Source organism: Rhizobium sp. USDA 4016, assembly GCF_056279705.1.
The window spans coordinates 2,137,478-2,161,004 of sequence record NZ_JBWCCY010000002.1; the positions used below are offsets into that span (position 1 = coordinate 2,137,478).

24 protein-coding genes and 1 pseudogene are annotated in these 23,527 nt (G+C 58.4%); 10 read left to right on the forward strand and 15 right to left on the reverse strand.

The window, feature by feature from the left end:
- Positions 1-68 precede the first annotated feature (68 nt).
- Positions 69-350: a YiaA/YiaB family inner membrane protein gene (locus ACZ9DP_RS11270; RefSeq protein ID WP_028739465.1), complete on the reverse strand. Its 282-nt coding sequence runs from the start codon at positions 348-350 to the stop codon at positions 69-71.
- A gap of 32 nt (positions 351-382) precedes the next feature.
- Positions 383-1,069, reverse strand: coding sequence for a PspA/IM30 family protein (locus ACZ9DP_RS11275; RefSeq protein ID WP_476201697.1), 687 nt, complete (start codon positions 1,067-1,069; stop codon positions 383-385).
- A 108-nt stretch (positions 1,070-1,177) separates the two neighbouring features.
- Here ACZ9DP_RS11275 and ACZ9DP_RS11280 point away from each other — a divergent pair, with 108 nt between their 5' ends.
- Positions 1,178-1,795 (forward strand): TetR/AcrR family transcriptional regulator, encoded by a 618-nt coding sequence (locus tag ACZ9DP_RS11280; RefSeq protein ID WP_194731615.1) that lies wholly within the window; start codon positions 1,178-1,180, stop codon positions 1,793-1,795.
- A gap of 501 nt (positions 1,796-2,296) precedes the next feature.
- Here the strand turns inward: ACZ9DP_RS11280 and ACZ9DP_RS11285 are convergent.
- The 6 genes from ACZ9DP_RS11285 to ACZ9DP_RS11310 form a co-directional block, all read right to left on the reverse strand.
- The gene (locus ACZ9DP_RS11285) at positions 2,297-3,142 is read right to left on the reverse strand and encodes a carbohydrate ABC transporter permease (protein ID WP_040114897.1); all 846 of its coding nucleotides are present in this window, start codon (positions 3,140-3,142) and stop codon (positions 2,297-2,299) included.
- Between the two features lie 6 nt (positions 3,143-3,148).
- On the reverse strand, positions 3,149-4,066 hold the full coding sequence (locus ACZ9DP_RS11290) for a carbohydrate ABC transporter permease (RefSeq protein ID WP_418336821.1): 918 nt from the start codon (positions 4,064-4,066) through the stop codon (positions 3,149-3,151).
- A 120-nt stretch (positions 4,067-4,186) separates the two neighbouring features.
- Entirely contained in the window at positions 4,187-5,440 is a 1,254-nt protein-coding gene (locus ACZ9DP_RS11295; protein WP_476201698.1) for an ABC transporter substrate-binding protein, read from the reverse strand.
- Between the two features lie 597 nt (positions 5,441-6,037).
- On the reverse strand, positions 6,038-7,183 hold the full coding sequence (locus ACZ9DP_RS11300) for an ABC transporter ATP-binding protein (RefSeq protein ID WP_074071343.1): 1,146 nt from the start codon (positions 7,181-7,183) through the stop codon (positions 6,038-6,040).
- Positions 7,184-7,310: 127 nt separating this feature from the next.
- The gene (locus ACZ9DP_RS11305) at positions 7,311-8,249 is read right to left on the reverse strand and encodes a PfkB family carbohydrate kinase (RefSeq protein ID WP_476201700.1); all 939 of its coding nucleotides are present in this window, start codon (positions 8,247-8,249) and stop codon (positions 7,311-7,313) included.
- A 3-nt stretch (positions 8,250-8,252) separates the two neighbouring features.
- A complete protein-coding gene (locus ACZ9DP_RS11310) occupies positions 8,253-9,053 on the reverse strand; it encodes a beta/alpha barrel domain-containing protein (RefSeq protein WP_022713937.1) in 801 nt (266 codons plus the stop codon).
- A gap of 231 nt (positions 9,054-9,284) precedes the next feature.
- On the opposite strand from ACZ9DP_RS11310, the gene ACZ9DP_RS11315 reads away from it, so the two are divergent.
- Together ACZ9DP_RS11315 and ACZ9DP_RS11320 are read left to right on the forward strand one after the other, a co-directional pair.
- A complete protein-coding gene (locus tag ACZ9DP_RS11315) occupies positions 9,285-10,046 on the forward strand; it encodes a DeoR/GlpR family DNA-binding transcription regulator (protein WP_476201702.1) in 762 nt (253 codons plus the stop codon).
- Positions 10,047-10,206: 160 nt separating this feature from the next.
- Complete coding sequence (locus ACZ9DP_RS11320; RefSeq protein ID WP_476201704.1) at positions 10,207-11,241, forward strand: LacI family DNA-binding transcriptional regulator; 1,035 nt, start codon at positions 10,207-10,209, stop codon at positions 11,239-11,241.
- Here the strand turns inward: ACZ9DP_RS11320 and ACZ9DP_RS11325 are convergent.
- Together ACZ9DP_RS11325 and ACZ9DP_RS11330 are read right to left on the reverse strand one after the other, a co-directional pair.
- Entirely contained in the window at positions 11,229-12,182 is a 954-nt protein-coding gene (locus ACZ9DP_RS11325; RefSeq protein WP_476201706.1) for an alpha/beta hydrolase, read from the reverse strand. The genes ACZ9DP_RS11320 and ACZ9DP_RS11325 overlap by 13 nt on opposite strands.
- A gap of 9 nt (positions 12,183-12,191) precedes the next feature.
- Positions 12,192-13,340 carry a Gfo/Idh/MocA family protein gene (locus ACZ9DP_RS11330; RefSeq protein ID WP_476201707.1) on the reverse strand — a complete coding sequence of 383 codons (1,149 nt, stop codon included), beginning with the start codon at positions 13,338-13,340 and terminating at the stop codon, positions 12,192-12,194.
- A gap of 437 nt (positions 13,341-13,777) precedes the next feature.
- Here ACZ9DP_RS11330 and ACZ9DP_RS11335 point away from each other — a divergent pair, with 437 nt between their 5' ends.
- Genes ACZ9DP_RS11335 through ACZ9DP_RS11360 form a run of 6 tightly spaced genes read left to right on the forward strand, consistent with a single transcriptional unit; the run spans position 13,778 to position 18,997 of the window.
- On the forward strand, positions 13,778-14,599 hold the full coding sequence (locus tag ACZ9DP_RS11335) for a sugar phosphate isomerase/epimerase family protein (protein WP_476201709.1): 822 nt from the start codon (positions 13,778-13,780) through the stop codon (positions 14,597-14,599).
- A 10-nt stretch (positions 14,600-14,609) separates the two neighbouring features.
- Entirely contained in the window at positions 14,610-15,686 is a 1,077-nt protein-coding gene (locus ACZ9DP_RS11340) for a Gfo/Idh/MocA family protein (protein WP_476201711.1), read from the forward strand.
- Positions 15,686-16,507 carry a sugar phosphate isomerase/epimerase family protein gene (locus tag ACZ9DP_RS11345; protein WP_194731623.1) on the forward strand — a complete coding sequence of 274 codons (822 nt, stop codon included), beginning with the start codon at positions 15,686-15,688 and terminating at the stop codon, positions 16,505-16,507. The genes ACZ9DP_RS11340 and ACZ9DP_RS11345 overlap by 1 nt, the downstream gene beginning before the upstream one ends.
- On the forward strand, positions 16,504-17,337 hold the full coding sequence (locus tag ACZ9DP_RS11350; protein ID WP_476201713.1) for an alpha/beta fold hydrolase: 834 nt from the start codon (positions 16,504-16,506) through the stop codon (positions 17,335-17,337). The genes ACZ9DP_RS11345 and ACZ9DP_RS11350 overlap by 4 nt, the downstream gene beginning before the upstream one ends.
- A complete protein-coding gene (locus ACZ9DP_RS11355; RefSeq protein ID WP_476201715.1) occupies positions 17,334-18,053 on the forward strand; it encodes a ribulose-phosphate 3-epimerase in 720 nt (239 codons plus the stop codon). The genes ACZ9DP_RS11350 and ACZ9DP_RS11355 overlap by 4 nt, the downstream gene beginning before the upstream one ends.
- A complete protein-coding gene (locus ACZ9DP_RS11360; RefSeq protein WP_074071331.1) occupies positions 18,053-18,997 on the forward strand; it encodes an ROK family protein in 945 nt (314 codons plus the stop codon). Before ACZ9DP_RS11355 ends, ACZ9DP_RS11360 begins: the two co-directional genes overlap by 1 nt.
- Before the next feature lie 104 nt (positions 18,998-19,101).
- On the opposite strand, the gene ACZ9DP_RS11365 is transcribed toward ACZ9DP_RS11360, so the two are convergent.
- The 3 genes from ACZ9DP_RS11365 to ACZ9DP_RS11375 form a co-directional block, all read right to left on the reverse strand.
- Positions 19,102-19,407 (reverse strand): hypothetical protein, encoded by a 306-nt coding sequence (locus ACZ9DP_RS11365; protein ID WP_476201717.1) that lies wholly within the window; start codon positions 19,405-19,407, stop codon positions 19,102-19,104.
- A 56-nt stretch (positions 19,408-19,463) separates the two neighbouring features.
- On the reverse strand, positions 19,464-21,002 hold the full coding sequence (locus ACZ9DP_RS11370; RefSeq protein WP_476201720.1) for an FAD-dependent oxidoreductase: 1,539 nt from the start codon (positions 21,000-21,002) through the stop codon (positions 19,464-19,466).
- A gap of 128 nt (positions 21,003-21,130) precedes the next feature.
- Positions 21,131-21,688 carry a hypothetical protein gene (locus tag ACZ9DP_RS11375; protein ID WP_476201722.1) on the reverse strand — a complete coding sequence of 186 codons (558 nt, stop codon included), beginning with the start codon at positions 21,686-21,688 and terminating at the stop codon, positions 21,131-21,133.
- A 175-nt stretch (positions 21,689-21,863) separates the two neighbouring features.
- Between ACZ9DP_RS11375 and ACZ9DP_RS11380 the strand changes: the two genes are divergently transcribed.
- A complete protein-coding gene (locus tag ACZ9DP_RS11380) occupies positions 21,864-22,715 on the forward strand; it encodes a LysR family transcriptional regulator (protein WP_476201724.1) in 852 nt (283 codons plus the stop codon).
- On the opposite strand, the gene ACZ9DP_RS11385 is transcribed toward ACZ9DP_RS11380, so the two are convergent.
- The gene (locus ACZ9DP_RS11385; protein WP_476202267.1) at positions 22,712-23,005 is read right to left on the reverse strand and encodes an ATP-binding protein; all 294 of its coding nucleotides are present in this window, start codon (positions 23,003-23,005) and stop codon (positions 22,712-22,714) included. The two genes, ACZ9DP_RS11380 and ACZ9DP_RS11385, sit on opposite strands and share 4 nt — an antisense overlap.
- 275 nt (positions 23,006-23,280) lie before the next feature.
- Positions 23,281-23,514: pseudogene (locus ACZ9DP_RS11390) on the reverse strand (two-component sensor histidine kinase); the annotation flags it as partial.
- Positions 23,515-23,527 lie beyond the last annotated feature (13 nt).

Genomic DNA, 23,527 nt, shown 5'->3' on the forward strand with positions numbered 1-23,527 from the left:
GAGAAAGCCACAGAGTGGTTACGCAAAAGTTGCAGACAGAAACAACTCTGTGGTGTGATCAAGAAGTCTTAGCTTTCGTTGCCACGATTGAAATTGACGAGGAGCTTTTCAGTCTTGGCGTCCTCGATCTTGCGGATCAACTTCTCCGACTCAGCGTTATCGCGCAGCGTCTTGGTGATGTTCACCGTCGTTTGCACCAGCATCAGTATGCCCATGGCGAGATAGCCTTTGCCCCAGAGGTCGAGCGGCATCATGTAAAGGCCGGCTGCAAGCATGAAAGCTGCCGTGCCGAAGGAGATGTATGAAAAGCTGACCCAGCTGGAGGAATGCTTCTGAAAACTGTCGTTCATCGTCGTGGTCCTTTTGTTAAGTGAAGTACGTTTCAGGCAGCGTTGTTGATACGAGTGCGGAGCCTCGCCAACACATCATCGGAGGATGACCGCAACGGCGCACCGCAGCCGGCATTGGCAAGCTTCTCGATGATCCCGGCAGAGCGAGGCGCGCTGTCCATCTCCTTAAGCAAGGAGGCAATCGTATCGTTCTGGCTTTGGCGAGCGCGAAGGCGCGCAAGGGTATCCTCAGCCTCGTCGAGTGTGGCAAGACCCGATCCGGTAGCCGCGAGATCAAGTTTCTGGGCTTGTTCCGTTGCACGGGCCAGCCGCTCGCCGCGCTGCAGATCCTGCAATCGCGCTTCAGCGGCACGCACGATCCCCTTCAGCTTGGCAATCGCCGTTGTGAACTGGGCTTGGGCCTTTTCCGACGCATCCCGCTCGGCTTCGAGATAGGCGATCGCGTCGGCCGCTTCGCGGGCAAGACCCTCGCTGCCTTTTTCCAATGCGACAAGAGTGCGTGTTTCGAGATCAGTGATCCGGGACAGGATCATGGTGTGTTGGCTCTTTTCCCGCTCATTTTGTGCAATTGCCACCGCCACTGCGCGGCGGGCAGACTGGATGGCGTGGGCCGCATCGCGAGTTTGCTGACTGAGCAGAGGAATGGCGTTACGGTCGGCAAAAGCACGTTCGGCGTCATGCGCCCTGCCCCGCAGCAGTGTGACAATTAAGTTGAACATTTCGAATCTCCCATTTATGAACGTTGTTCACGAAGTTGTTTTGTCACAACCGTGAACGTTGTTCAAGCTTTTTTTGAACAACGTTCACGAATCAAATTGGAGTGGTTAATGGCCAGTCGAAGAGAAGAAAAACGCGAGGACCTGAAGGCCCGGTTAATCGACGCCGCACGCAACAGGATAGCCAACGAAGGGCTAGCAAACTTGCGCGCACGCGACGTCACCCAGGAGGCCGGTTGTGCGTTGGGAGGTCTTTATACGGTCTTTGCTGACCTCAATGAGCTCATTATCCAGGTCAACTCCTCAACGCTTAAAGCTCTGGAGGAATCGTTGGCTCTCACCGAAGTCAAAAACCGCACCCCGACCGATCGACTGCGCAATTTGGCACAGGGATATCTTAGGTTTGCGCTTGCCCATCGTAATCTGTGGAAAGCCCTGTTCGATCACTATCCGCCCGAAGGCAGTCCAACGCCCCAGTGGCATCTCGATGAACATCTGTTCCTGATGGACGTGATCGCTGAGCCCCTCGCGGAACTGCAGCCGGACATGCCTGCAGAGGATAGAGCAATTCGTGCTCGCACGTTGTTCGGGGCGGTGCATGGGGTGATCAGCATCAGCCTGGAAGCGCGCTTCGTCGGCTTGCCGTCTGATCGGCTAGGACGCGAACTCGATGAATTCGTCCTGACCATTGCGGCTGGGGCGGTCGCAGGACGGGCGCCGCGGGCCTGACGGGAATGTTGGTTTTGAAACCGCTGCGTGATTGTTCCAACCAGGTCAGATGTCTCGCTCGGTGAAGCGCAGTCATGTGGAATTCCATTCGAAATTCACCCCGTCTGCCATTTGGCGGTGTACCCCATGATTGGTCCGGAACGGAAAAGCGTTTCAGATCACAGCGGAACTCAACACGCTGACATGCGCGAGCGTCCGGTCGGAGATTAAAACAACACGCGAATGTGGGGCAGCGCGGGCTGCCCACCCGGTTTGATTGACGATGTTTAAGACGGCGAGATTTTTTCGGGCAGCGCTACCACCGGCCGTCGATACCACACTCAAACCGAACAGTCATCCTTCCGCCTGAGAATCACGCCATCAAGCGGTAGTTGTGAATAGGCGTCGTGCAATGAGCCCCGTCACCTCAGCAAAACCAATTGTTTCATATTCGAACCGGCGCCGGGACCCCATGCCGATTCACAAACAGTGAAACATTGCTCCCGCCCGGCTGCACGCCTGCTAGCTCTTTACCGAACCAGCTGCCATGCCCGCAAGGAAGTAGCGCTGGGCGATCAGATACAGGAGCAAAAGCGGGAGCGATCCTAGCACGCTCATCGCCATCATCTCGTTCCATTCGAAGGCATGCTGGCCCATAAGCAACTCGATCCCAATGGGAACAGTCCGCATATCCATCGACTTCGTCAAAGTCAGAGCAAAGAGGAATTCGTTCCATGCCAACAGAAACGTATAGACCGCGGTCGCGACGATGCCAGGCACTGACAGTGGGATGATCACTCGCCACAGCGCCGTCCAACTTGACCCGCCATCGACAAGCACAGCCTCATCAAGCTCCCTTGGCAGGGTATTGAGATAGCCGGTCATCAGAAGGATCGCATAAGGCAGGGTGAAGACCATGTACGTCAAAATCAGCGCAAAATAGGTATTGAAAATGCCGAAGGCGACCACCATCCCGAAATACGGGATCAAAAGCGTGATCGGCGGGACGGTCTGCGTGCTGATGATGAACACGTTCAGCGTATTTTTGAATCGAAACGAATACCGGCTGAAGCCATAGGCCGTCAGAATGGCGATCAGCAACGTCAGGAGTGTTACCACTCCCGCGACGAGATAGCTGTTGAGGAAGAAACGAATCTTCGCTGGGTCGTTGAAGATCGACAGGTAGGCGACGTTCGTGAAATGGTCGGGAAGCAGCCGCGGCGGCAGGGCAAAGATCTCGGTGTTTGACTTCAAAGAAGTGAAAAACATCCACAGTATCGGAAAGCCCGCGAAGACCAGACCAACCGCGAGCCCGAGATATGTCAGCAGGGTCGGTAATATGGTGCGACTGAGAGAACGCTTTGCCATTGCCGGTCACCTGGCCTTCTGATGTTTGATGTAGAAGTATGTGGCGCCCATCGAGATGATCAGAATGAAGATTGCGCTCGCCGACGCGCGGGAGAATTCGTAACTCGAAAACGCAAGTTTGTAGGTGTAGGTGCTAAGCACCTCGGTCGCGTAGATCGGACCGCCTCCCGTCGTCATCCATACGAGGGGAAAGACCTGCATTGTCCAGATGAAATCCAGCAAGGCAATGCTGATGATAATCGGCATCAGTTGCGGGATCGTGATGTAGCGGAATTTCTGGAACTCGTTAGCACCATCAATACCGGCGGCCTCGTAGAGATCCTTGGGGATGCCCTGAAGACCAGCGAGAAGGCTCACCATATAGAGCGGATATCCCGCCCAGATATTCGCAAAGGTCAAGGCGTGCAGCGCGGTTTTCGTCGAAGAGAACCACTCGACCTTGAAGTCAATGATATGCAGCGTCATCAGGATGCTGTTGATGACCCCATTGGGATCCAGGAGCAACCGCCAGATGATGGCGATGATCACCGCAGTGAAGAGCCACGGCATAATGTAGAGAACCCGCAGGATGCTTCTGATCAACGGATCGACACGTTGGCTGTTTAACAAAAGGGCGAAGGCCAGACCAATCAGAAGATGGAAGATGACGCTCATCACAGTGAAGTAGAGTGTCTGCCCGACCGACTGCCAGAAAACCGGATCTTTGAAGATCGTCACATAGTTCTGCAATCCGACGAAAGCCGCGTCCTTCTTCGTGATCGCGCCGTCCATCAGCGAATAGCGCAGGACGGTGATCATGGGAAACAGCATCAGAAGGCAGAACAGAAACGTCGCCGGGGCAACATAGAAGAAGGGAACAAGCCTCTTTCTCGTTTTGTAAGACAGCATGCCACGCTTGCGCGTTTTGGCTTGCGTCCGGATCATAGTTTCTGTGGCGAGGCTCATGAGATGTGATTTCCGCCTATCGTAAAACGCATCAATTCGTCCTGATGCATCGGCAGCGCGATAATCTCTATCACGCTGCAGATGACTGTCGGTGGCGTCTTACTTGTCGAACTCGACCAACCACTGCTTTTGTGTGTTGGCGGCCGCCTCCTTCGCGGTTTGCTGACCGTCGAACATTTTTTGAACTTCAACGTTCATCTGCCGCATGAGATCTTCGGCCACCGGCAGGCCGACGAATTCGTTGGCCAGCTTCCCACTTTGAAATATCTTGAAGGCTTCTTCAAACAGCGGGTCCGATTTCGAGAAATCGGGTTTGGCGTGGATATTTCCCGGGAAGGCATTGGCGACCGACACGAGACGGCTGTTCACTTCGGGGCTCATCAAATATTCAACGAGCTTCCAGGCTTCTGCCTTGTGTTCGCTTTTGTCGCTGATGCCGATACCCCAGGAAGCATACGGCAGTCCGCGTTTGCCGGTATAACCGTCGACAGCTGGAAGGGCGGAGATGCCGAACTTGAGATTGGGGTTTCGCTGGCGGATGAGATTGATGTGAGCGAGTGAATCGATCATCATACCCACGCGGCCATTGACGAATTCTTCGACCTTGTCCTGTTCCTTCTTGGCAAAAATACCAGGCGCGATGACGCCGGCGTCCTGCAGCGACTTGATATATTCAAGTGTCCCGACCACGGAGGCGTTTTCCAGATCGGGCTTGCCATCCTTCAGCATCGATGCTCCGGATGCCCAGACCCAGGACATCACGTCATTCTGGATGCCGCCGGGATTTTGCAACGAAAGCGGTAGCACCCAACCGTATTGGTTCTTGTCCGCATTGGTCATCTTCTTCGCCGCATCGGCGAATTCTGTGCGGTTCGTCGGCGCCTTGTCGATGCCGGCGGCCTTTGCCAGATCGAGATTGACGAAGACCGGGTAGACGAACGAGGCAAGCGGGAACATGACGCTTTGCCCGTTGACCTTGACAATGTCGGCGATCTGGCTCTGATCATATTTGGCGTCAGCCATCAGGCTGTCCATCGAAGCGATTGCGCCCTGCTTTGCCAAGCCGTTGACCCATGCTCCGTCGAGGCCAACGACATCGCTGAGTGTCCCCGACGCGGCTCCAACGACGATCTGATCATGGGTGGCGGAATAGGGGCCGCTGACGAGCGTCACTTTGATGCCGGGGTTTGCGGCCTCGAAATCGTCCATGATGCTGCGCAGAGCACCGGCGGGCATTTCGGGCTCCCACCATTGAATGAACTCTAGATTGGTCTGAGCAAAGGCGCAGGTGGCGCATAGTGCCCAGACCGCCACAGCGGACTGAGCCGCCATGATATATCTTCTGACGTTCATGTTTCCCTCCCATAGAAACGATATTTTTGCTCGATCCTCCCGATCGAGACCAAAGTAGGTTCCTTTCGGGGTCTAGCTGTCAATGAAGAACTGTCATCGGAAAAAGCTGGCGGGGCCCAGGGAGGAACAAAAAGCCAGCAAGGCATTGAATAATCTAGGCTTTGTCCATGGAACCCGAGACGCTTTTTTTCTAACCTACACCTTCCTCGTGTCGCATTATTTCTTTACTTTCGTAAACAAATGAAAGGCACCCCGCCCAAAGGAAAACAAATGAAAGGCTCGTTGATCGAAGAAAAGCGGGGTTCAGCGGGACCGTGCGCGCCATTGACCTCGCAAAAATGCCTTCGACCAGCTGATCGTGATCAGATGCGCTCGGGTTACCATCGAGCAGCACAGAAGGACCCGACCTCCGGCTGCAAAGTTACAGGGTTTCAAGACGGCGTGAAATCTAGGGCTCTCTATACGGGACACGCCACGCCGCTGAGCGAAGAGCGAAGAGCGAAGAGCGAAGAGCTTGGCGGCAACAGTTGTGAGCATCAAAGCAAGCATGCGGTCTTGCGGCTGCCCACCAATCAGGTCCGCTATCGCGGATCATGCTTAGATTGCCAAATGCGTTTGTGGGTCGAAGAAGTGTAACTTGGCCGCATCGATCGCCAGATCGATCATTGCGCCCGGCTGGACCGAGCTGACCGCTTCGAATTTCGCTACGGCGTTTGCTGCACCGCTTAAGTCCTCGACGGCATCGGGGTCGCCGGAGTCGATACGCACCGCTTCGATATTCAAATGAACGATCAGTTCGGAGCCCAATTCCTCGATCGATCTTACAGCTGCCGGAATCGTCGCGTAGCGTGATCCGGATTCCAAACTGCTGTCGTAAAGGTCTTCTGGGCGGATGCCGAAGATGATCGTCTTGCCCTCGAACGTCGTCAAACCGGGAGAGCGCTCGAATGCGGTCGTCGGCACTGGTATCGAAAAGGTGGGAAGATTGATCCTGCCGTTCTGCAAACGGCCTTCGAACAGGTTCATGGACGGTGAGCCGATGAAACCCGCGACGAAGGCATTGACTGGCCGACTATACAATGTCTTTGGCGTGTCGACCTGCTGAAGGACGCCGCCCTTCAAGACCGCAACCCGGTCGCCCATGGTCAAGGCTTCGGTCTGATCGTGCGTCACATAGATTGTCGTCACGCCCAGCTGTCTTTGCAGGCTGACGATTTCGGCCCGCATTTGCACGCGCAGCTTGGCGTCGAGATTTGACAGGGGCTCGTCCATGAGAAAGGCCGCCGGTTCCCGCACCATTGCGCGTCCCATGGCGACCCGCTGGCGTTGGCCGCCGGACAGCGCCGCCGGTTTGCTGTCGAGCAGCGTATGCAACTGAAGCGTCTTTGCTATTTCATGGACCCGCTTCGTGCGCTCCTCCTTGCTTTTCCCCGCAAGCTTCATCGAGAAGGCAATGTTGTCGAACACTGTCATATGCGGATACAGGGCATAGTTCTGGAAGACCATCGCTATATCCCGATCCTTCGGCGCGAGATCCTCGACATTCTCCCCACCGATGCTCAGGGTTCCGCTGCTGATCTCCTCCAGCCCCGCGATCATGCGCAACGCCGTCGATTTTCCGCATCCCGAAGGGCCTACGAGGATAAGGAACTCGCCATCATTTATCGTCAGGCTAAGATCCTTGATTGCGTGGAATTTCGTTCCGAAGGTCTTGCAAATCTTGTCCAGTACAACAACAGCCACGGCACTTCCTCCCTACTATCACGCCATCCAATCCTCCGGACAGCCCTCCCGGCGCGACCGCAGATCGAACCGAACCGTCTTCTGTGCAGCGCTATTCCGATCTCCAGGGCACCAGCGTAATGAACGCTCAGTCTGGCGGCGCAATCGGTCTGGGCACGGGCGCATTATCCTTCGCCATCCACGCGAGACAGGCGCTTTGATCTGGCAGAGCCATACGGCCACCCGGGCCGGTCACGGAAATCGCCGCTGCGGCAGTTGCGTAAACGGCGCAGGCGACAGGCTGCTTTCCCTGTGTAAGGGCAAAGGCATAGGCGCCGTGAAAGCAATCTCCGGCGCCGGTCGTGTCGACCGCTTTGACCTTATAGGCCGGGACATGCCACAAAACGTCATCTCCCGTCTGCATGATATAAGATCCTCGTTCGCCGTCGGTCAGAACGACTGCGGTCCGGTCATCAGACCACAGCTTGCGCAAGATCAATGTCGGGTCGGTTTCGCAAGAATAAGTCTGCGCAAATTTCAATGGCAATACCAGGTGATTGGATAAGCTCATTAATCGTTCGGTTGCCGGCCCGATCGCCCATTCAATGTCTGCCACCACCGCCAAGCCCAGCTTACGGGCGCGCGCAACAACCATATCGGCGTTGACGGCATAGCCGTCAATCAACAGCACCTGGGCTTGCGCAAGGGTGCTATCGGTCAGCGCCTCGGAGGTTCCGTGCGGCACATCATCGTCATAGGCGATAAACCTGTCGCCTTCAGGTCCGACCGTGATCACCGAACGTATGGGCCTGGCATCTGGGCGACGCGGTGCAAAGGATATATCGACTCCGTGCCGCTCAAGCTCGCGGGCGCTGACATCGGCGAGAGGCTGATCATTCAACCAGCCGATGAAACCGGCCCGCCCTCCCAGCTTTGCGACCGCAACAAGGGCCGTCGCTACATTGCCGCCGTGGTCCTGAGTGCGATTTATCACCTTCCCTTTGCCGGCACTCAGCGGTCGGTCGACGTAGATGATATCGTCGATCGCCAGGGCCCCAAAGCCCAGAACCTGAAGGTTGCGTGTCACCTGTCAACCGCCCGCGGCCGCGAGCGCCTCTTGCGGCGCCATACCACCGTGAATGACCAGCTTGAAGGCGCGCGCCGCCATCGTCGTGTCGCCGTGCCCCCAAAGGTTTCGCCCCACCACTGCACCCTTTGCCCCCGCGCGCAAGGCATCGGAGGTCTGTGTCAGGGCTCCGAGCAGATTATCCGCCTTCGGACCGCCCGCGATAACGATGGGAACTGGGCAAGTGGCGACAGTCTCTTGGAATGAAGCGAAGTCCCCGGTGTATCCGACCTTGATCACGTCGACGCCGGTTTCAAACCCGATCCGCACGGCATAGGCGATTTCGTCGGGGGTGAATACGATCTTGCCGCCGTCTGAATAGTCGCGGGGATAGACATGCGCAACGACCGGCATTTCAAAGCGAGCAGCGGCGTTGACCGTATCGGTAAGCCAGCGAATGTATTCGCCTTCGGTATTGCCGCGCACCGGAATGGCAACGGCCAAAGCATCGGCACCGTAGCGCACCGCATCCTCAGGGGTCGCGATCAACTGACGGATTCGATCGTCCGGCGTAAAGCAGCCGGCTTGAATAACCAGCGCCGCCTTGCCGGCATAGGCCGGCCACAAGTGACGCGCCGCCCCCGGCTGAATGCTGATATAGTCCGGCTCTCCAGCCATCACCCGCTTCAGGGCGCCCGGCAGATCCGCAAGACCGCCCTCGCGGACGTTGCCATAGCCAACGAAGTGGTCGACGGCGCCACCGAATAAATGCCCCGACGGATGAGAAAACAGCCGTGACAGGCGAATTTTGGTTCCAAGGCCCATATCAATGCTGTCCTTTATAAGGTTCGATTTCGCGGGAGAGCCTAACTCGAAAGTAAACGAATATTCAATATTTCGATTTCTTTCGTTTTAATTTAAGTTTACGATTGCGCGCGCTGACATATGCCAACTTCGGCCTTTCGCTCGTCCTTTGAACAGTACGGTCGACCACGTATTTTCGATTTTCGAAAGATCGGCACCGCAACCTGTTCGGAAGCCAATTCGGGATCAAACATGCTTGCAGAACAACGGCGACATCAGATTATGCTGGAACTTCAGCGGACCGGCCAAGCGCGCACCAGCCAGCTGGCGGAAAATTTCGGCGTGTCCGAAGTGACCATCCGATCCGACCTGGAAATTCTGGATGCCAAGAAGCTGCTCATCAAGACACATGGCGGTGCGATAGTTTTGCCGGCCAGTTCGCCCGCGGCAGCCTTCGAAGAACGTATGAACCGCAATTTCGATGCCAAACGACGCATCGCTCAGATGGCGGCACGCCAGATCATCGACAACCAGTCCGTGGTGTTTGACAGCGGCTCGACGCTGCTGCAGGTGGCCATGCAAATGCCGCCGGTCAACAATGTCGTGGTGGCCACAACCGCCATGAATATTGCGCAGCATCTGATGTATCGGCCAGGCTTGGACGTGCACATGATAGGCGGTCGAGTCTTTCCCAGCACTGTCAGCACGATTGTCTCGGATTCAGACAAGGCCGTGGGCGGTCTCGTTGCCCACCAGGCGTTTCTCAGCGCTCATGCAATCGATCACTCATTCGATGTCGTCGATGTCTCGGAAGACATTGCACGGACCAAACGAAATCTGGTGCGCATGGCGAGGCGCGTGATCCTTGTGGCGGATTCCAGCAAGTGGGATATTGGCGCCTCATCCAAGGCATTTTCGCTTTCACGGGTCGATTTGATTATTACCGATACGGGCATGCCGCATGGGATTCGCAGTCGATTGGACAAGCTGGGAGTCGAAGTGCGCTATGTATAGAGGGCGGCGACTACGCTGCCGATTGTGCTTTGTGTAACAAAAAATTTTGCGCATGCGATATTGTCAGGCTACAAACGCAGTTTGAAAGCCCTCACACTGACTGCCTTTGCGACATCAGCTGACGCAGACGTTCCTTGGCGCAGTGCAACCAGAATTGCCAATGGATAAGATGACGATCAAAACCATGGACGATTTCGCACGGTCCTGCGGCGTTTCTCGTCCAACGCTTTCGAGGTATTTCGATAGCCCGAGCAGCGTAAAGCCGATGACGCGCAAACGCATCGAGGACGCGCTGTCGGCATCCGACTACCGTCCCAATCTCTATGCCCGCAACCTCAATCGCAAGAGGACGCGGAACATTGGCATTCTCGTGCCTGTCATAACGGATCCATTCTATGCCGAAATGGTCAACCGTCTGGAATTACTCGTTCGCGGCGAAGGTTACTGGCCAATCGTAATCTCGTCTCACGGCTTGCCAAATCTTGAAGCCGAGGCTGTGAACACGCTGTTGTCATTGAAGGCTGCTGGCGCGATCATTGCGCCTCTGGGCCTCGCTTCCGAGCCTGGCATCTTCGAAAAACTTCGGGAGAGCATTCCCATTGTCTACTTCGATACGTTCATCGAAGGCAACACGCCGTTCATTGGCAACAACAACGCCCAAAGCGTTGCGACAATTGTCGACTATCTTTGTCGATCGGGCGAGCCGCCTGCATATTTCGACATTCCGCATGTCAATCACAATTCCGGGGAGCGGCTGGCAAGCTATATCGCCACGATGGAGTCGCTCGGATTTGAACCGGTCGTGTTTGGCGACACTGAGAGTTACAGCTGGAATTTCGAACACATGGGGTATGAGCAGACCGATGCACTGATCACGGCTGGTACGCTCCCGGGCACGACAATTCTTTGCGCGAACGATCGCCTCGCCTTCGGCGCGATGGCAGCCGCCCATGCGCGCGGCCTACGCGTCGGCCGCAGGAGCGATAGTGATCTTCGCATCGCCGCCCATGACGACCACCCCCTCAGCCGCTATACTTGCCCGCCATTGACGACAATGGCACAGGACTTCACGGCCATGGCGCGCAGCAGCGTCGACACGCTGCTTTCCATGCTGGACGAATCCGATGATTCCGCACAGGTCATTGCCCGAAAAATCATATTCGACGGTACATTGGTGATGCGTCAGTCGGCGTGATCGACAAGGCTGCGCCATCCGGCAACTGCCTCTTCCACGGCCCGCCGCGCCGCCGGAATGTGCCGCCCCATGGAAACGAAGCCATGAATCTGATCCTGCCAACGCCGCAGGATTACGGGGATACCCGCCTCGGCAAGCCGGCGGGCATAGGCTTCCCCTTCGTCTGCGAGGATATCATGGCCCGCAATCGCGATGAAGGCCGGCGGCACACCCGCGACATTCTCGACGATCAGGGGAGAGACGCGCCAATCAACGATATCAGCCGCATCGCGGACGTAATGATCCCGGAACCAACGCATCGTCGAGGTGGTCAAACCGTATCCTTCCGAAAACCTGACATAGCTGTCGGCTGTCTGTCGGGCATCGGTGTTCGGATAGAGCAGAAGTTGCGCCGAGATTTTCCGCGCAGCGCCATCTCGCGACAGAAGTGATAAGACTGCGGCCAGGTTGCCGCCGGCGCTATCGCCCGCGACCGCGATCCGGTCAGGATCGATACCAAGCCAACTTGCCTGCTCCACCACATGGGCAAGAGCCGATACGCAGTCCTCCAAGCCCGCCGGGAACTTGTGCTCCGGCGCCAGCCGATAGTCGGGGCAAAATACAATACAGGCACCGATATTTGCAAACCACCGGCAAATCTCGTCATGCGATTCAAGCGTGCCGACAACCCAGCCGCCACCATGAAGGTAGAGAAGCGCCGGCGCATCCGCGATCGGAGCACCCACGCCGCGATAGATCCGGAGCGGGATCGGGCCACCCGTCCCAGCGATGGTCCTGTGCTCGATGGCGGCAACCAGTTCGCGATCGCCCTGCAATGTCGGGCAACCGGCGTCATAGGCAGCGCGCGCCTCGTTGGCTGTCCCAAGTTCAAAGGGTGGCTGGTTGGCGGCGCGACCGAGTGCCAGGACATGCGCGGCGCCGGGATCCACTCGATGTTTCATCGCTTCACCTCAAACAAGCAGGCTGCGGGCCTCGTCTTCGCCGAGCAACGGTGGTCGCGCAACTGTGCCCGCAACCGCAACCGCGCTCCGGCTCTCGCTGGATGCCAGGGTCGCTTCCATGATCTCGAGAACATGAAGCGCTAAATCGCCGGAGGCGCGCGGCGCCCTGCCCTCGCCAAGCGCGCGGACGAGATCGGCAACGCCCAGCATGCGATAATTGGCGCGGTCGGGAGCGTTATGCGGCCAGTTCGGCGCGCCATACAGCTCCCCCTCGCTTTCGAAATTCTTCCATTCGGCACCGCGCTCGGAAAACGAAACTGTTCCGCCGAAGGTATCAGGATCGGGCAAGCGCAACGAACCTTCCGTGCCGTGCAATTCGATCGGATGATTGGAGTGTCGAAAGACATCCCACGACGCACCGAAATTCACCGTCGCACCCGACTGAAACTCGAGAAGCGAGAGCACGCTGGTCGGCGTCCCGACCTTGAACGTGGTGTTCTTGAAGGGGCCGTCAGCGGTGATCAACCGCTCTTCTTGGCCTTTCGTCGCCATCGCCATGATGCTTTTCACCGGGCCGAGCAGATTGACGAGCATCGTCAGATAATAGGGGCCCATGTCAAAGAGCGGGCCGCCGCCGGGCTGATAGTAGAATTGCGGATTGGGGTGCCAATGCTCCATTCCGCGGCCAAACATGAAGGCGGTGCCGCTGACCGGGCGGCCAATCGCACCTGCATCCATCAGGCTTCGCGCACGGCGGCCGGCAGCGCCGAGGAATGTATCGGGAGCGGAACCCAACAAACGACCGCGACTTCTGGCTTCGGCCACAAGCTTGCGGCCCTCGGCAGCCGACGTGGCGAGCGGCTTTTCGGTGAAGACGTGCTTGCCCGCAGAAAGCGCCGACATCGTCACGTCGAAATGGACGGCCGGGATCGTGAGGTTCACGACAAGGTCGACTTCGGGGTCGGCCAACAGCGCATCGACCTCCATTGCCCGGATGCCGTATTCCTTCGCCCTCAGCGCCGACATCTCGGATGAGATGTCGGCACATGCCCTCAATTCGACTCCGGCAAACAGGGCAGCGTTGCGCAGATAGGTCATCGAGATATTGCCGCAGCCGATAACGCCGATGCCCAGCCTGGTTCCGGAATATGCTTTCATTAATTGGCCTCCCGCCAATTCCGATAATTTCGACTATCGATGGGCATCGCTGCCACGAACAGGCGCCATAGAAACATTTTATTTCTTGACGCGCGATAATTTTTTATAAAACATGCGGAAATAGAGACCCGGCAGCAGTGCGTGGCTCGCCAGGGAGGTAGACGTTACTAAATTGAGACGGGCAACGAACGTCGCTTAGCGAGCGCGGGGAGGAGAATCGCGGGGCAGTGCTTTTTCAGTGAACATCTTGCTCTTGTGGTTTTGGGCTTCAACAGCGGCGCCAGGCGATCTCTGCTGGCATGGTGGACACATCAGATCTCACTTTCAGAGCGTGGGGTTTCGCCCCCCGTCTCACCCATCATGCCAACGGCGCCGATCATCCCGGTTCAGCGGCATATGATCGAAAGCCTGACGCCGGACGATATCAAGGAATTGGCATGAGTAGCAAAGACCTGAAAGTTGGCTGCCAGACATTCACGTGGGAAATGCTCGGGAAAAACTCGAATGGCGGTCCGGACGAACTGCTGGAAGCCATTGCCGAGGGCGGCTATGCGGGCATCGAGATTACCGACACGATGATCGGCCACTACGCAGATAGTCCCAATGATTTCGCCGCGAGCCTTCAGAAACATGGCCTGACGCTGGTGGCTTTCGCGATGGGCTCGAAAAGCGGCTTCACCGTCAAGGAAGAGATCGAGAACGACCTCAGGACCACACAGCGCTGGATCGATTTCGCGGCCGTCTTTTCCGGCGCCCTCGTTTCGATCGGCTCGGCGACAGTGGTCTCCGAAGGACCACGGAAGGCGAAATTCGAGATCGCCGCGGAGTTCTACAATCGGGCTGGCGAACTGGGCAAAGCTTCGGGCGTGGATATCGCCCTGCATCCCAGTTCGCACCACAACACGCTTCTGTTCGACCGTGCCGATTATGACCGGATCTTCTCGCTTATCGACAAGAACCTGGTCGGCTGGGTGCCGGATACCGGCCATATCCTGCGCGGCCATGGGGATGTGATCGATACGCTGCGGACCTATCAGGACCGCATCCGCTATCTGCATCTGAAGGATGTCGATGCGAACGGCAAATGGGCCATGCTTGGCAAGGGGGTCTGCGATACGCCCGCCGTGATGGACATCGTCGCTGCGGGGCCGCGCTTCAATGGCTGGCTGGTACTGGAAGAGGAATCGGACACAGCCGCCGCTGACCCTGCGACTGCCGTCAGGACGAACCGTGAAACGATGCGCCGCTACGGCGCCTGAGGAAGAAGTCATGATCCGCAAGGAAGACCGTCGGCTGCGTGTGGGCGTGCTCGGCTGCGGCCCGATCGCACAGTTCGCCCATCTCGAATCCTGCGCGAAGGCCAGGAACGCCGACCTTTATGCAATTTGTGACGCAGCGCCCGACCTGCTTGCGCGCATGGGCGCGACATATGAGCCTCAGAAGATGTATGCCGATTATGACGCAATGCTTGCTGATCCGGAGCTCGAAGCCGTCATCATCGCCACATCAGACGCCTATCATGTGCCGATGTCGATCAAGGCGCTCGATGCTGGGAAACATGTGCTTTGCGAGAAGCCCACGGGTTTGACGATCGAGGAAGGCCAGGCGCTCGCCGACGCCGTCAGGCGATCCGGCAAAGTGCTGCAGGTCGGTCACATGAAGCGTTTCGACCCAGCGCTGGAGGCTGCACGGGATTTTGTCCGTGACGATATCGGCGAGATTTTCGCGCTGAAAGCCTGGTACTGCGACTCCACCCACCGCTACACAAATACCGACGCGGTCCAGCCACTGCCGATCACCAGCAAGTTCGCCAGAAAACCCGCCGGAAATCCCAAGGCTGACCTGCGCCAGTATTTCATGCTGGCGCATGGCTCGCATCTCGTCGATACCGCCCGTTTCCTGTGTGGCGGGATCGTCGCGGTCCGAGCCCGCCTTCTCGAGCGCGCCAACGCCTATTGCTGGTTCGTGGAAACCGAGTTCGCCAACGGCGCGCTCGGTCATCTCGATCTGACGGTCGCGGTGCGCATGGACTGGCATGAGGGTTTCCACCTCTATGGCGAAAATGGTTCAGTAATCGCCAAGACCTTCAATCCCTGGTACCTCAGGGCGAGTGAGGTCGAGATCTTCCACGAGAAGGACGCCACGACCCGCAAGCCGCTGGGAGCCGATGGGCACTTCTTCCGCAGGCAGCTGGAAGGGCTTGCCTATACCGTGCTGAACGGCGCACCGATGCGCGGGGCCGATATCCAGGACGGCATCGCCTCCATCCGCGCCATGGTCGCCATCGCCCGCTCGGTAGAGACGGGCGAACGTGTGGAACTCGCAACCGTCACGGGATCGGTCTGATGCAGCTCGGCATCTTTGCAAAGACCTTCCCCGGCACCGATCCCCAGCGAGTGCTATCGGCCGTGCGTGAAAGCGGCTTTGCGACGACACAGTTCAATCTCGCCTGTGTCGGCCTGCCCTCGATGCCCGATGCAGTGGCACCGGAAACGATTGCCGCGATCCGGGCGGCATCCAGAGAAACCGGTGTTTCGCTCGCGGCGCTTTCAGGCACCTATAACATGGCCCACCCGGACAAATCCGTGCGGGATATGGGGTCTAAACAGCTCAAGATAGTGATCGAAACAGCAGCAGCCTTGCAGATCCCGCTGGTGACGCTTTGCACCGGCAGCCGCAATGCCCAGGATCAATGGATGTATCATCCGGACAATGCGCTTCCATCTGCCTGGGCCGATATGGCGGCCGAAATGGAAAAGGCGCTGGGGTTCGCCGAGCGGCACGACATCGCTCTTGGCATCGAGCCGGAACAAGCAAACATCGTCACGTCTGCCGCTGATGCAGTGCGGCTGATCGGAGAGATGGGTTCGAAGCGGCTGCGCATCGTGCTCGATCCGGCAAATCTCTTCGAGCGGGCGTCGCCAGCCGAAGTGTCCGACATCGTCGAAAGGGCGATCGATATCTCGGCTGGTCATGTGACGATGGCCCATGCGAAGGACCGCCATGCCGATGGCCGCTTCGCGACAGCGGGTCAGGGCATCGTCGATTTCCCTGCCTTTGTCGACGGTCTGCGTGTGACCGGTTTCGACGGTCCGCTCGTCACGCACGGCCTTGCGGCAGTGGAAGCACCCGCCGTCGCCAGATTCCTTTCGGATCTGATCCGATGAAGACGCACATCACCTTCAGACGAGACGATACCGACCTTTCAGTCCACGACTGCGGGACAGGCAGCGCCTTGGTCTTTCAACACGGGCTCGGAGGCAGCGAGGCGCAGGTCGCACAGGCTCTCCCTCAGGGACTCGACTGGCGGCGGATCACCACTGAGTGCCGCGGGCATGGCAGCTCGACGCTTGGCACGCGACGCCCCTTCTCGATTGCGATGTTTGCAGCCGACGTCGTCGCCGCTGCAGACGAAAAGGGGATAGGCCGGTTCATCGCCGGCGGCATCTCCCTGGGCGCAGCCATCGCGCTGCATTTGGCAAAAACACATCCCGAACGCGTCAAGGGCCTCATCCTGGTACGCCCGGCCTGGTCGTTTGCCCGCGCCCCCGACAACCTCGCACCGATCCGCGAGATCGCGGCATTGCTTCGATCCCGTTCGCTTGCCGATGGGCAGGCGCTTTTTGCAAAGTCGGCGACGGCGCAACGTCTGCGTGTGGAAGCGCCGGACAATCTTGCTTCCCTGCTCGGCTATTTCGAACGCCCGGATGCCTCAGCCTTCGCTGACGTGCTGGGCGACATCGCTTCGGATGGAACCGGCGTTTCGCAAGAGGACGCGGCAAATCTCGCTATTCCCGCCCTCGTCCTCGGCAACCGGCAGGATGCCATTCACCCTCTCGCCGTCGCACAATTGATGGCTGACACGCTTCCAAATGCGCATTTCCTCGAAGTGCCTGCGAAGGCGGCGGCGACCGAAGCTCACTTCGCCGCAGTCCGAACAGTCATTCTGCAATTCCTCGACACAGAATTCAAACATTGGAGCGTTGCTCACCTATGACGGCGAAATCTCTCTCGGGCGGCGCCATCGCCGCATTGCCCCGGCACAGACTGCTCGGCGAGTTTTCGCTCTGGTCCGCAGATCTTGCCAACATGGAGCGCGACCTTCACCGCATCGAGCCTTATGTCGATCTTCACCATATCGACGTTGCCGACGCGCGCTTCACGCCTGGCTTCCTGTTCTTTCCCGATTTCGTCGCCCGCATTGCCAAGCTGACGGCAAAACCTATTCATGTGCATCTGATGGTCGAGGCCGAGATTGTCGAGGAGCAAACACGCCAGTTCATCGAGGCGGGTGCCGATCTCGTTAGTGTTCATGCCGAGACCGGCGAAGCCGGTTTGCGCGCGGTCGAACTCGCAAGACAGCTTGGGGCCGAAGCCGGCGTCGTACTGCGGCTGGAAACTTCGGTCGCCGAGGCAGAACCGTTCCTCGCTGAGGTCGCCTTCTTCACGCTGCTCGGGACCTCGATCGGCGTCAAGGGACAAAGCCTTTCGGACAAAGCCTGCGACCGACTGCGCGAAGCGCGGTCGTTGATCAAGCGTGTCGGACGCGAAAGAAAGATTGTACTTGCGGCAGACGGCGGCATTCGCGAACAGACCGTTCCACTGTTGCGGGCAGCTGGGGCGGAGACGGTGGTGCTCGGATCGCTGGCGTTCGGCGACAAGGATCTGCCGGGCCGTATCGCTTGGCTGCATGCTTTGGAGACCCAGCCCTGATGAGCAGGATTGCTCTTGCATTCGATCTGGGTGGAACCGAGCTGCGCGCCGCGCTGGTTGGCGACGGTGGCAATTTGCTGGCGTTCGCGTCCATGCCAACGCTTGCGAAGGATGGACCGGATGCGGTCATCGAGCAGATCGCGATGCTCGCGGAGAAAACCTGCTCGGAAGTTCCCGACGCCCAGCCGCTTGGTATCGGCATCGGAGCGCCCGGCCCGCTCGATCCGGTCGCGGGCATCCTTACCGCACCACCGACCCTCTCGGGCTGGCGTGAAGTACCCCTCGCGAGCCGTCTTCAGGACCGCTTAAACCTGCCTGTGCGGCTGGAGAACGATGCGAACGCCGCCGCTCTCGGCGAATGGCGTTTCGGGGCCGGCCGCGGCGCGGCCTCGCTGGTTTTCGTCACCGTGTCTACCGGCATTGGCGGCGGGGTGATCTCCGATGGCCGGATCGTGCATGGGCGCCGTGGGCTCGCAGGCGAAATCGGCCATATGACCATCACGAGCGAGAGCGAACGATGCCTTTGCGGGGCGGTGGGCTGCTTCGAGGCGGTAGCGTCGGGTACTGCGCTCGGCCGGCGCGCTACTGCTTTAACAAAGCCAGGCGACGGCTCGGCGCTGCGAACGCTGTCCCACGACGGCGACGTGACGGGCCGACACGTCGTCGAGGCGGCGCGCAGCGGTGACGAAACAGCACTTGGGCTGATTGACAGGGAAGCCCGCTGGTTGGGTATCGGCTTTACCAATCTGCTCCATCTCTACTCTCCCGACATGATCGTCATGGGCGGTGGAATTTCCTATGGCTATGATCTCCTTCGAAAACCCATCGAGGCCACCATTCAGGAGCGAGCGATGCCCGCTTATCGCGACGTGCCGGTAGTGCCGGCGCAGCTCGGCAGGCATGCCGGCTTGGTGGGCGCCGCAAGCTTGATCTTTCTCAATTGAAAGATACCCGCAAATGGTCCTTTTCGACGTGGCGAGTTCCAGTGCCTGGAGTGCGACTTCGCAGATTGTCGCGCACAACAGCGAAATGGATGGATGCGTCATCTTCAGTCCCCATCGGTTTGCTCGAAGATGAGCCAGGCGGTGCCCTTTTCTGCGATTCGTGTCCTGCGAGCGTCTTGAATCCGCTCTGCCTGCCGTTTGGTGTAAGGCCCAATTGGCTGAGTCCTTTGTTCGCCGCAGCGAATCTGGCAGTACCACTTATTGTCATCGTTCGAGAAGATATCGACCGAGGTAGATGTCTCGTGAGGCTCACGCTTGGCGATCTCGTCGATAAACTTAATTAGCCTCGAGTAGTGCTTGGCAGGTGCAACCTGCACGCCAGAACCGAGATTGTGAAGTAAGCTCGACATAGTTCAGCTCCATTTCCATCACTGCGGCGGTGCGAACCGTTTGCGCCTCTGCATCGTCAGCGGGCCGCCATTTCACGCTCCATCGCCACCTCGATCGTCAGATTGTCGATGTCACGGGAAATCGAAGCGGCTGCCAATAAATGTCCGTCACGCTTGAAGCGCAGCAGACAGTCCCTGCCAGCGATGTCCCCTTCGACCGTGATCTTATCCCATCGTTCGGCGTGGCCGACATAATTGATCCTGACGTCGTAGTGCTGGCTCCAGAAGAACGGCACGGCTGCGAACTTTTCATTCTGACCGAGCATATTAAGCGCCGCAGTTTGCCCCTGCCTCTCGGCGACTACCCAATGTTCGACGCGAATGTCCTCTCCGCTATGGGGATCGGGCCATCGCGCAATGTCACCGGCCGCGAAAATTCCGGGGGCGCTGGTTTGCAAAAAGCTATTCACGACGACACCGCGATCAACAGTCAGCCCTGCCATTTCCGCGAGGCTGGTCCGCGGTCGTACGCCGATGCCGGCGACAATGAGATCAGTGGTTAGCGTTTTGCCGCTGCGAAGAACCACCTCGTTGCCATTGATATTGCTCGCGATGTCCTCCATGTGAAAAACGACGCCGTTCTTCTCGTGAAGGGCCCGGATAAAATCGCCCATCTGTGGACCCATAACCCGCCCCAGTGGCTGCTTGTGGGGTGCAACGACTTGGACGTCCATTCCGCGAGAGCGCAGGGCGGCGGCGACCTCGAGGCCGATAAAACTGGCGCCAAGCACGACGACGCGCTTGGCAGTCTTGGCCTGCTCAATTATGGCCCGACAATCGGCAAGCGAGCGTAGCGTATGAACATGGGGCTGGTCGGCGCCTGGAATGGTCAGGTGAACGGGTTCTGCACCGGTCGCAAGTAGCAACCTGTCATAGGGAATCGAGCCTCCGCTAGCGAGGATGACCTCACGGGTGTGCGGATCGATGCGGACCGCTTGCGTACCGAGACGGAGGTCAATCTGGTTTTTCGAATAGTAGCCCTCTCCCCGCAGTGGGACCCAGTCCTCCGGCGCCTTACCGGACAGGTAGTCCTTTGAAAGGTTCGGCCGGTCGACAGGCGGCGCTTCGTCGTCGCTGAGCATGACAATGCTGCCAGGATACTGCTCGCGCCGCAGCCTCTCGGCCGCGGCAAAGCCGGCCGCACCGCCGCCGACGATGACGATCTTCCCCGGCATTGCTTCCGCAGACGGCTCGCGTGTTGTTGGTTCTGCACGCTTGCGCTTTCCGACTACGAAGATCTTGCCGTCGCGTTGCTCCACCGACCAGCATGCCAGCGGCCTGAAAGCCGGTGCGCGCAGAGCCTCGCCAGTCCTCAAGTCGAAACATGCGTGATGCCAAGGGCAGCGAACGGTGTCGCCGGAGACCAGACCGTCGACGAGGTGACCGTTGTAGTGCGTACAATGTGCGTCCACGGCGAATATCTGCGGCCCGCGACGCATGAGCAGCACCTTCGCATCGCCGCAATGGCCGACAAGCTTACTGCCGTCGGGAAGATCGGCAAGTCCGATACCTCGCACCAAATCCGGCCCAGTTGTGTTTGTGTGCTTAGGAGTCATTCGTCTTCTCCTTGGCTTTAGAGGTCTCCTCGGGGGGGGCGAAGGGCGAACTCTGTTTCGCGGTGCCTTGATCTCAATGTGGCTGCCGGTCGCCATCTCTGCCCGGCAGCTTGTTGTCATTGGACGCGTTAAGCAAACGAATTTAATAGCTTGTTGCGTGCAATTTTGTTGCTGGATGTTTCGTTCAAGCACCGATCAGCAAGTTTACAGAATCGCCTTGTGGTCCCGCGGTGAAGAAGACCGATGCGGCAATTGACTTTTGGGCCAAGGAACTGGCGCCAAGCACTCACTTGCGGAAATGGTTCGGACACGACCGAGCCGGTTGGGAGGAATTTCGCAGCCGATATTCCATGGAGATCCGGGAGCATCGCGACGAATTCGATCGATTGCGCGACCTGTCGCTGAAAGGTCCCGTCACGCTTGCTTACGGAGCGACCGACGCGATCCACAACGATGCCGTCGTACTCGGGGAGATCTTGCTGGCGCATCGATAAAAACCGCCCGTCGATAGCGCGAGTGTTTCCGACGACTGGCGTGGATGTCGGTGGCGGCCACGCGATATGGGTTGTGCCGGTCGCGCAACTGGCTCGTCCGAAACTACCGCCGCGGCGATAGACGAAGTATCTGCTGCCAACCGCGCCAAGCGTCGTGAGGAGGTCGCCCTCGCTCTTTTCTCTGATCGACATGGTTTGTCCTGTCGTGCAGCGTGTCAATGCTGCGCGGGCTTGAAGACGAGTTCAGGCCAAGACAACTGACGCTGTGCAGCACGGAGCGCTTGGAATTACCAAAGCTTACCGGGCGACCAGTATTTAGCAAACGAATTTGATTGACATTTGAGCGCAACGTTTATGCTATTCTTCAATGGACATTGAACTCGCCCGTACGTTCTTGGAAATAGTTTCAACGGGAAGTTTTATTCGCGCCGCTGAACGCTTGAATGTTGCCCAGACCACCGTCAGCGCGCGTATTCGCAACCTCGAGCAACTGCTTGGCCGACCGCTCTTCATTCGGAATAAAGGCGGAGCGTCTCTCACGCCGGCTGGCGAGCAGTTCCTGCGCCACGCACCGGCGTTCGTCCAGTTATGGCAGCGCACTCGTCAACAGGTCGCCGTGCCGGCAGGCCACCGAGCGGTGCTAACGATAGGCAGCGAAGTCACGCTTGCGCAACCACTCCTGCTGAACTGGGTCAGATGGATTCGTCATTCCCTTCCCGATATCGCGCTTCGCGTACATGTCGACGTGCCGCAGGACCTGATTAATCAGGTCGCTTCGGGGCTGGTTGATGTTGCGATCATGTATGCGCCCCAACATCGCCCCGGCCTCAAAATCGATCTCCTTATGGAAGAAAAGCTGGTGCTTGTGACAACCTATCGCGGAGCGGAGCGCCTCGAGGCGACGAACTACGTTTATATGGACTGGGGGCCGGATTTCGTGCTGCACCACGACATGAATTTCCCGGATGTCACACCGGACCTCTCGTTCGATCTCGGTCCCCTGGCGCTCAGCTATGTTCTTGCGAGCGGCGGCTCCGGATATTTCAGGATGAGCGCGGTGGAGCCGTATATTGCGGCGGGGCAGCTCCACCTCGTACCCGAAATGCCGCAATTCTCTTACCCGGTTTACGCAGTGAGGTCTGCAAATGCTGACGACAGCGTTGTTGGCCCCGCCCTGGTGGGGCTACGCGCCATCTCCGAGGGCAACATGGGGGCCTAAGCGGCCTCTTCGGTCGATGGAAACAGAAGATCGACTGTGGTTCCGGTTCCTCGCTCACTGGCGATGCGTAGATGGCCGCCAACCAACTGCACAGTCGCGTATACCTGTGACAATCCCATTCCGGTGCCGTTTTCGCCCTTGGTCGTGAAGAATGGGTCCAGCACCTTTTGCAGAGTTTCGGACGGCATGCCGCAGCCGCGATCCTGGACGCGAAGGCGTGCATAGGTTCCCGGCGCCGGCTGGCCGGGCGCAGTATCCGCCTCGACAAGCCGCTCTGTTGCGATACAAATCTCACCCCCGCGCTTGGCATGGAATCGCGAGCGTTGAGGACAAGATTAAGGACGGCGGCGTCGAGCAACGTCGGATCGACGAGACACCTCGGGATGTCGGAACCAAGTTCGAGCCTGACGCGGATGTGAGCGCCCGCGCCATATCTGAGGAAAGGCTCGAAAGAGCGGACGAGCTCATTCAAATCGCGCGCCTGGAGGTCGGGTTTCTTATCATTTGCAAAGGCGAGCAACTGGGACGTCAGTTCGACGCCTCGATTGACGGCTTCCCGCGTCGCGCCGATATAGGCGCGCACGCTTTCCGGCTGATCGGCCCTTCTTTCGGCCAGCCTCAAGCCGGATTCGATGACCGTCAGAAGGTTTCTGAAATCATGGGCAATACCGCCGGTCATCTCGCCCAAGAACGCAAGACGATGCACCGCGCGCTCGTGCTGTTGGGCTGCCTGAGCGCAGCCGCTGCGCTGCGCGTGCGATTGTAGCGGAATCTTTTTCGGAAACGCCATCTCTGCCATGGTTAGCCATCTC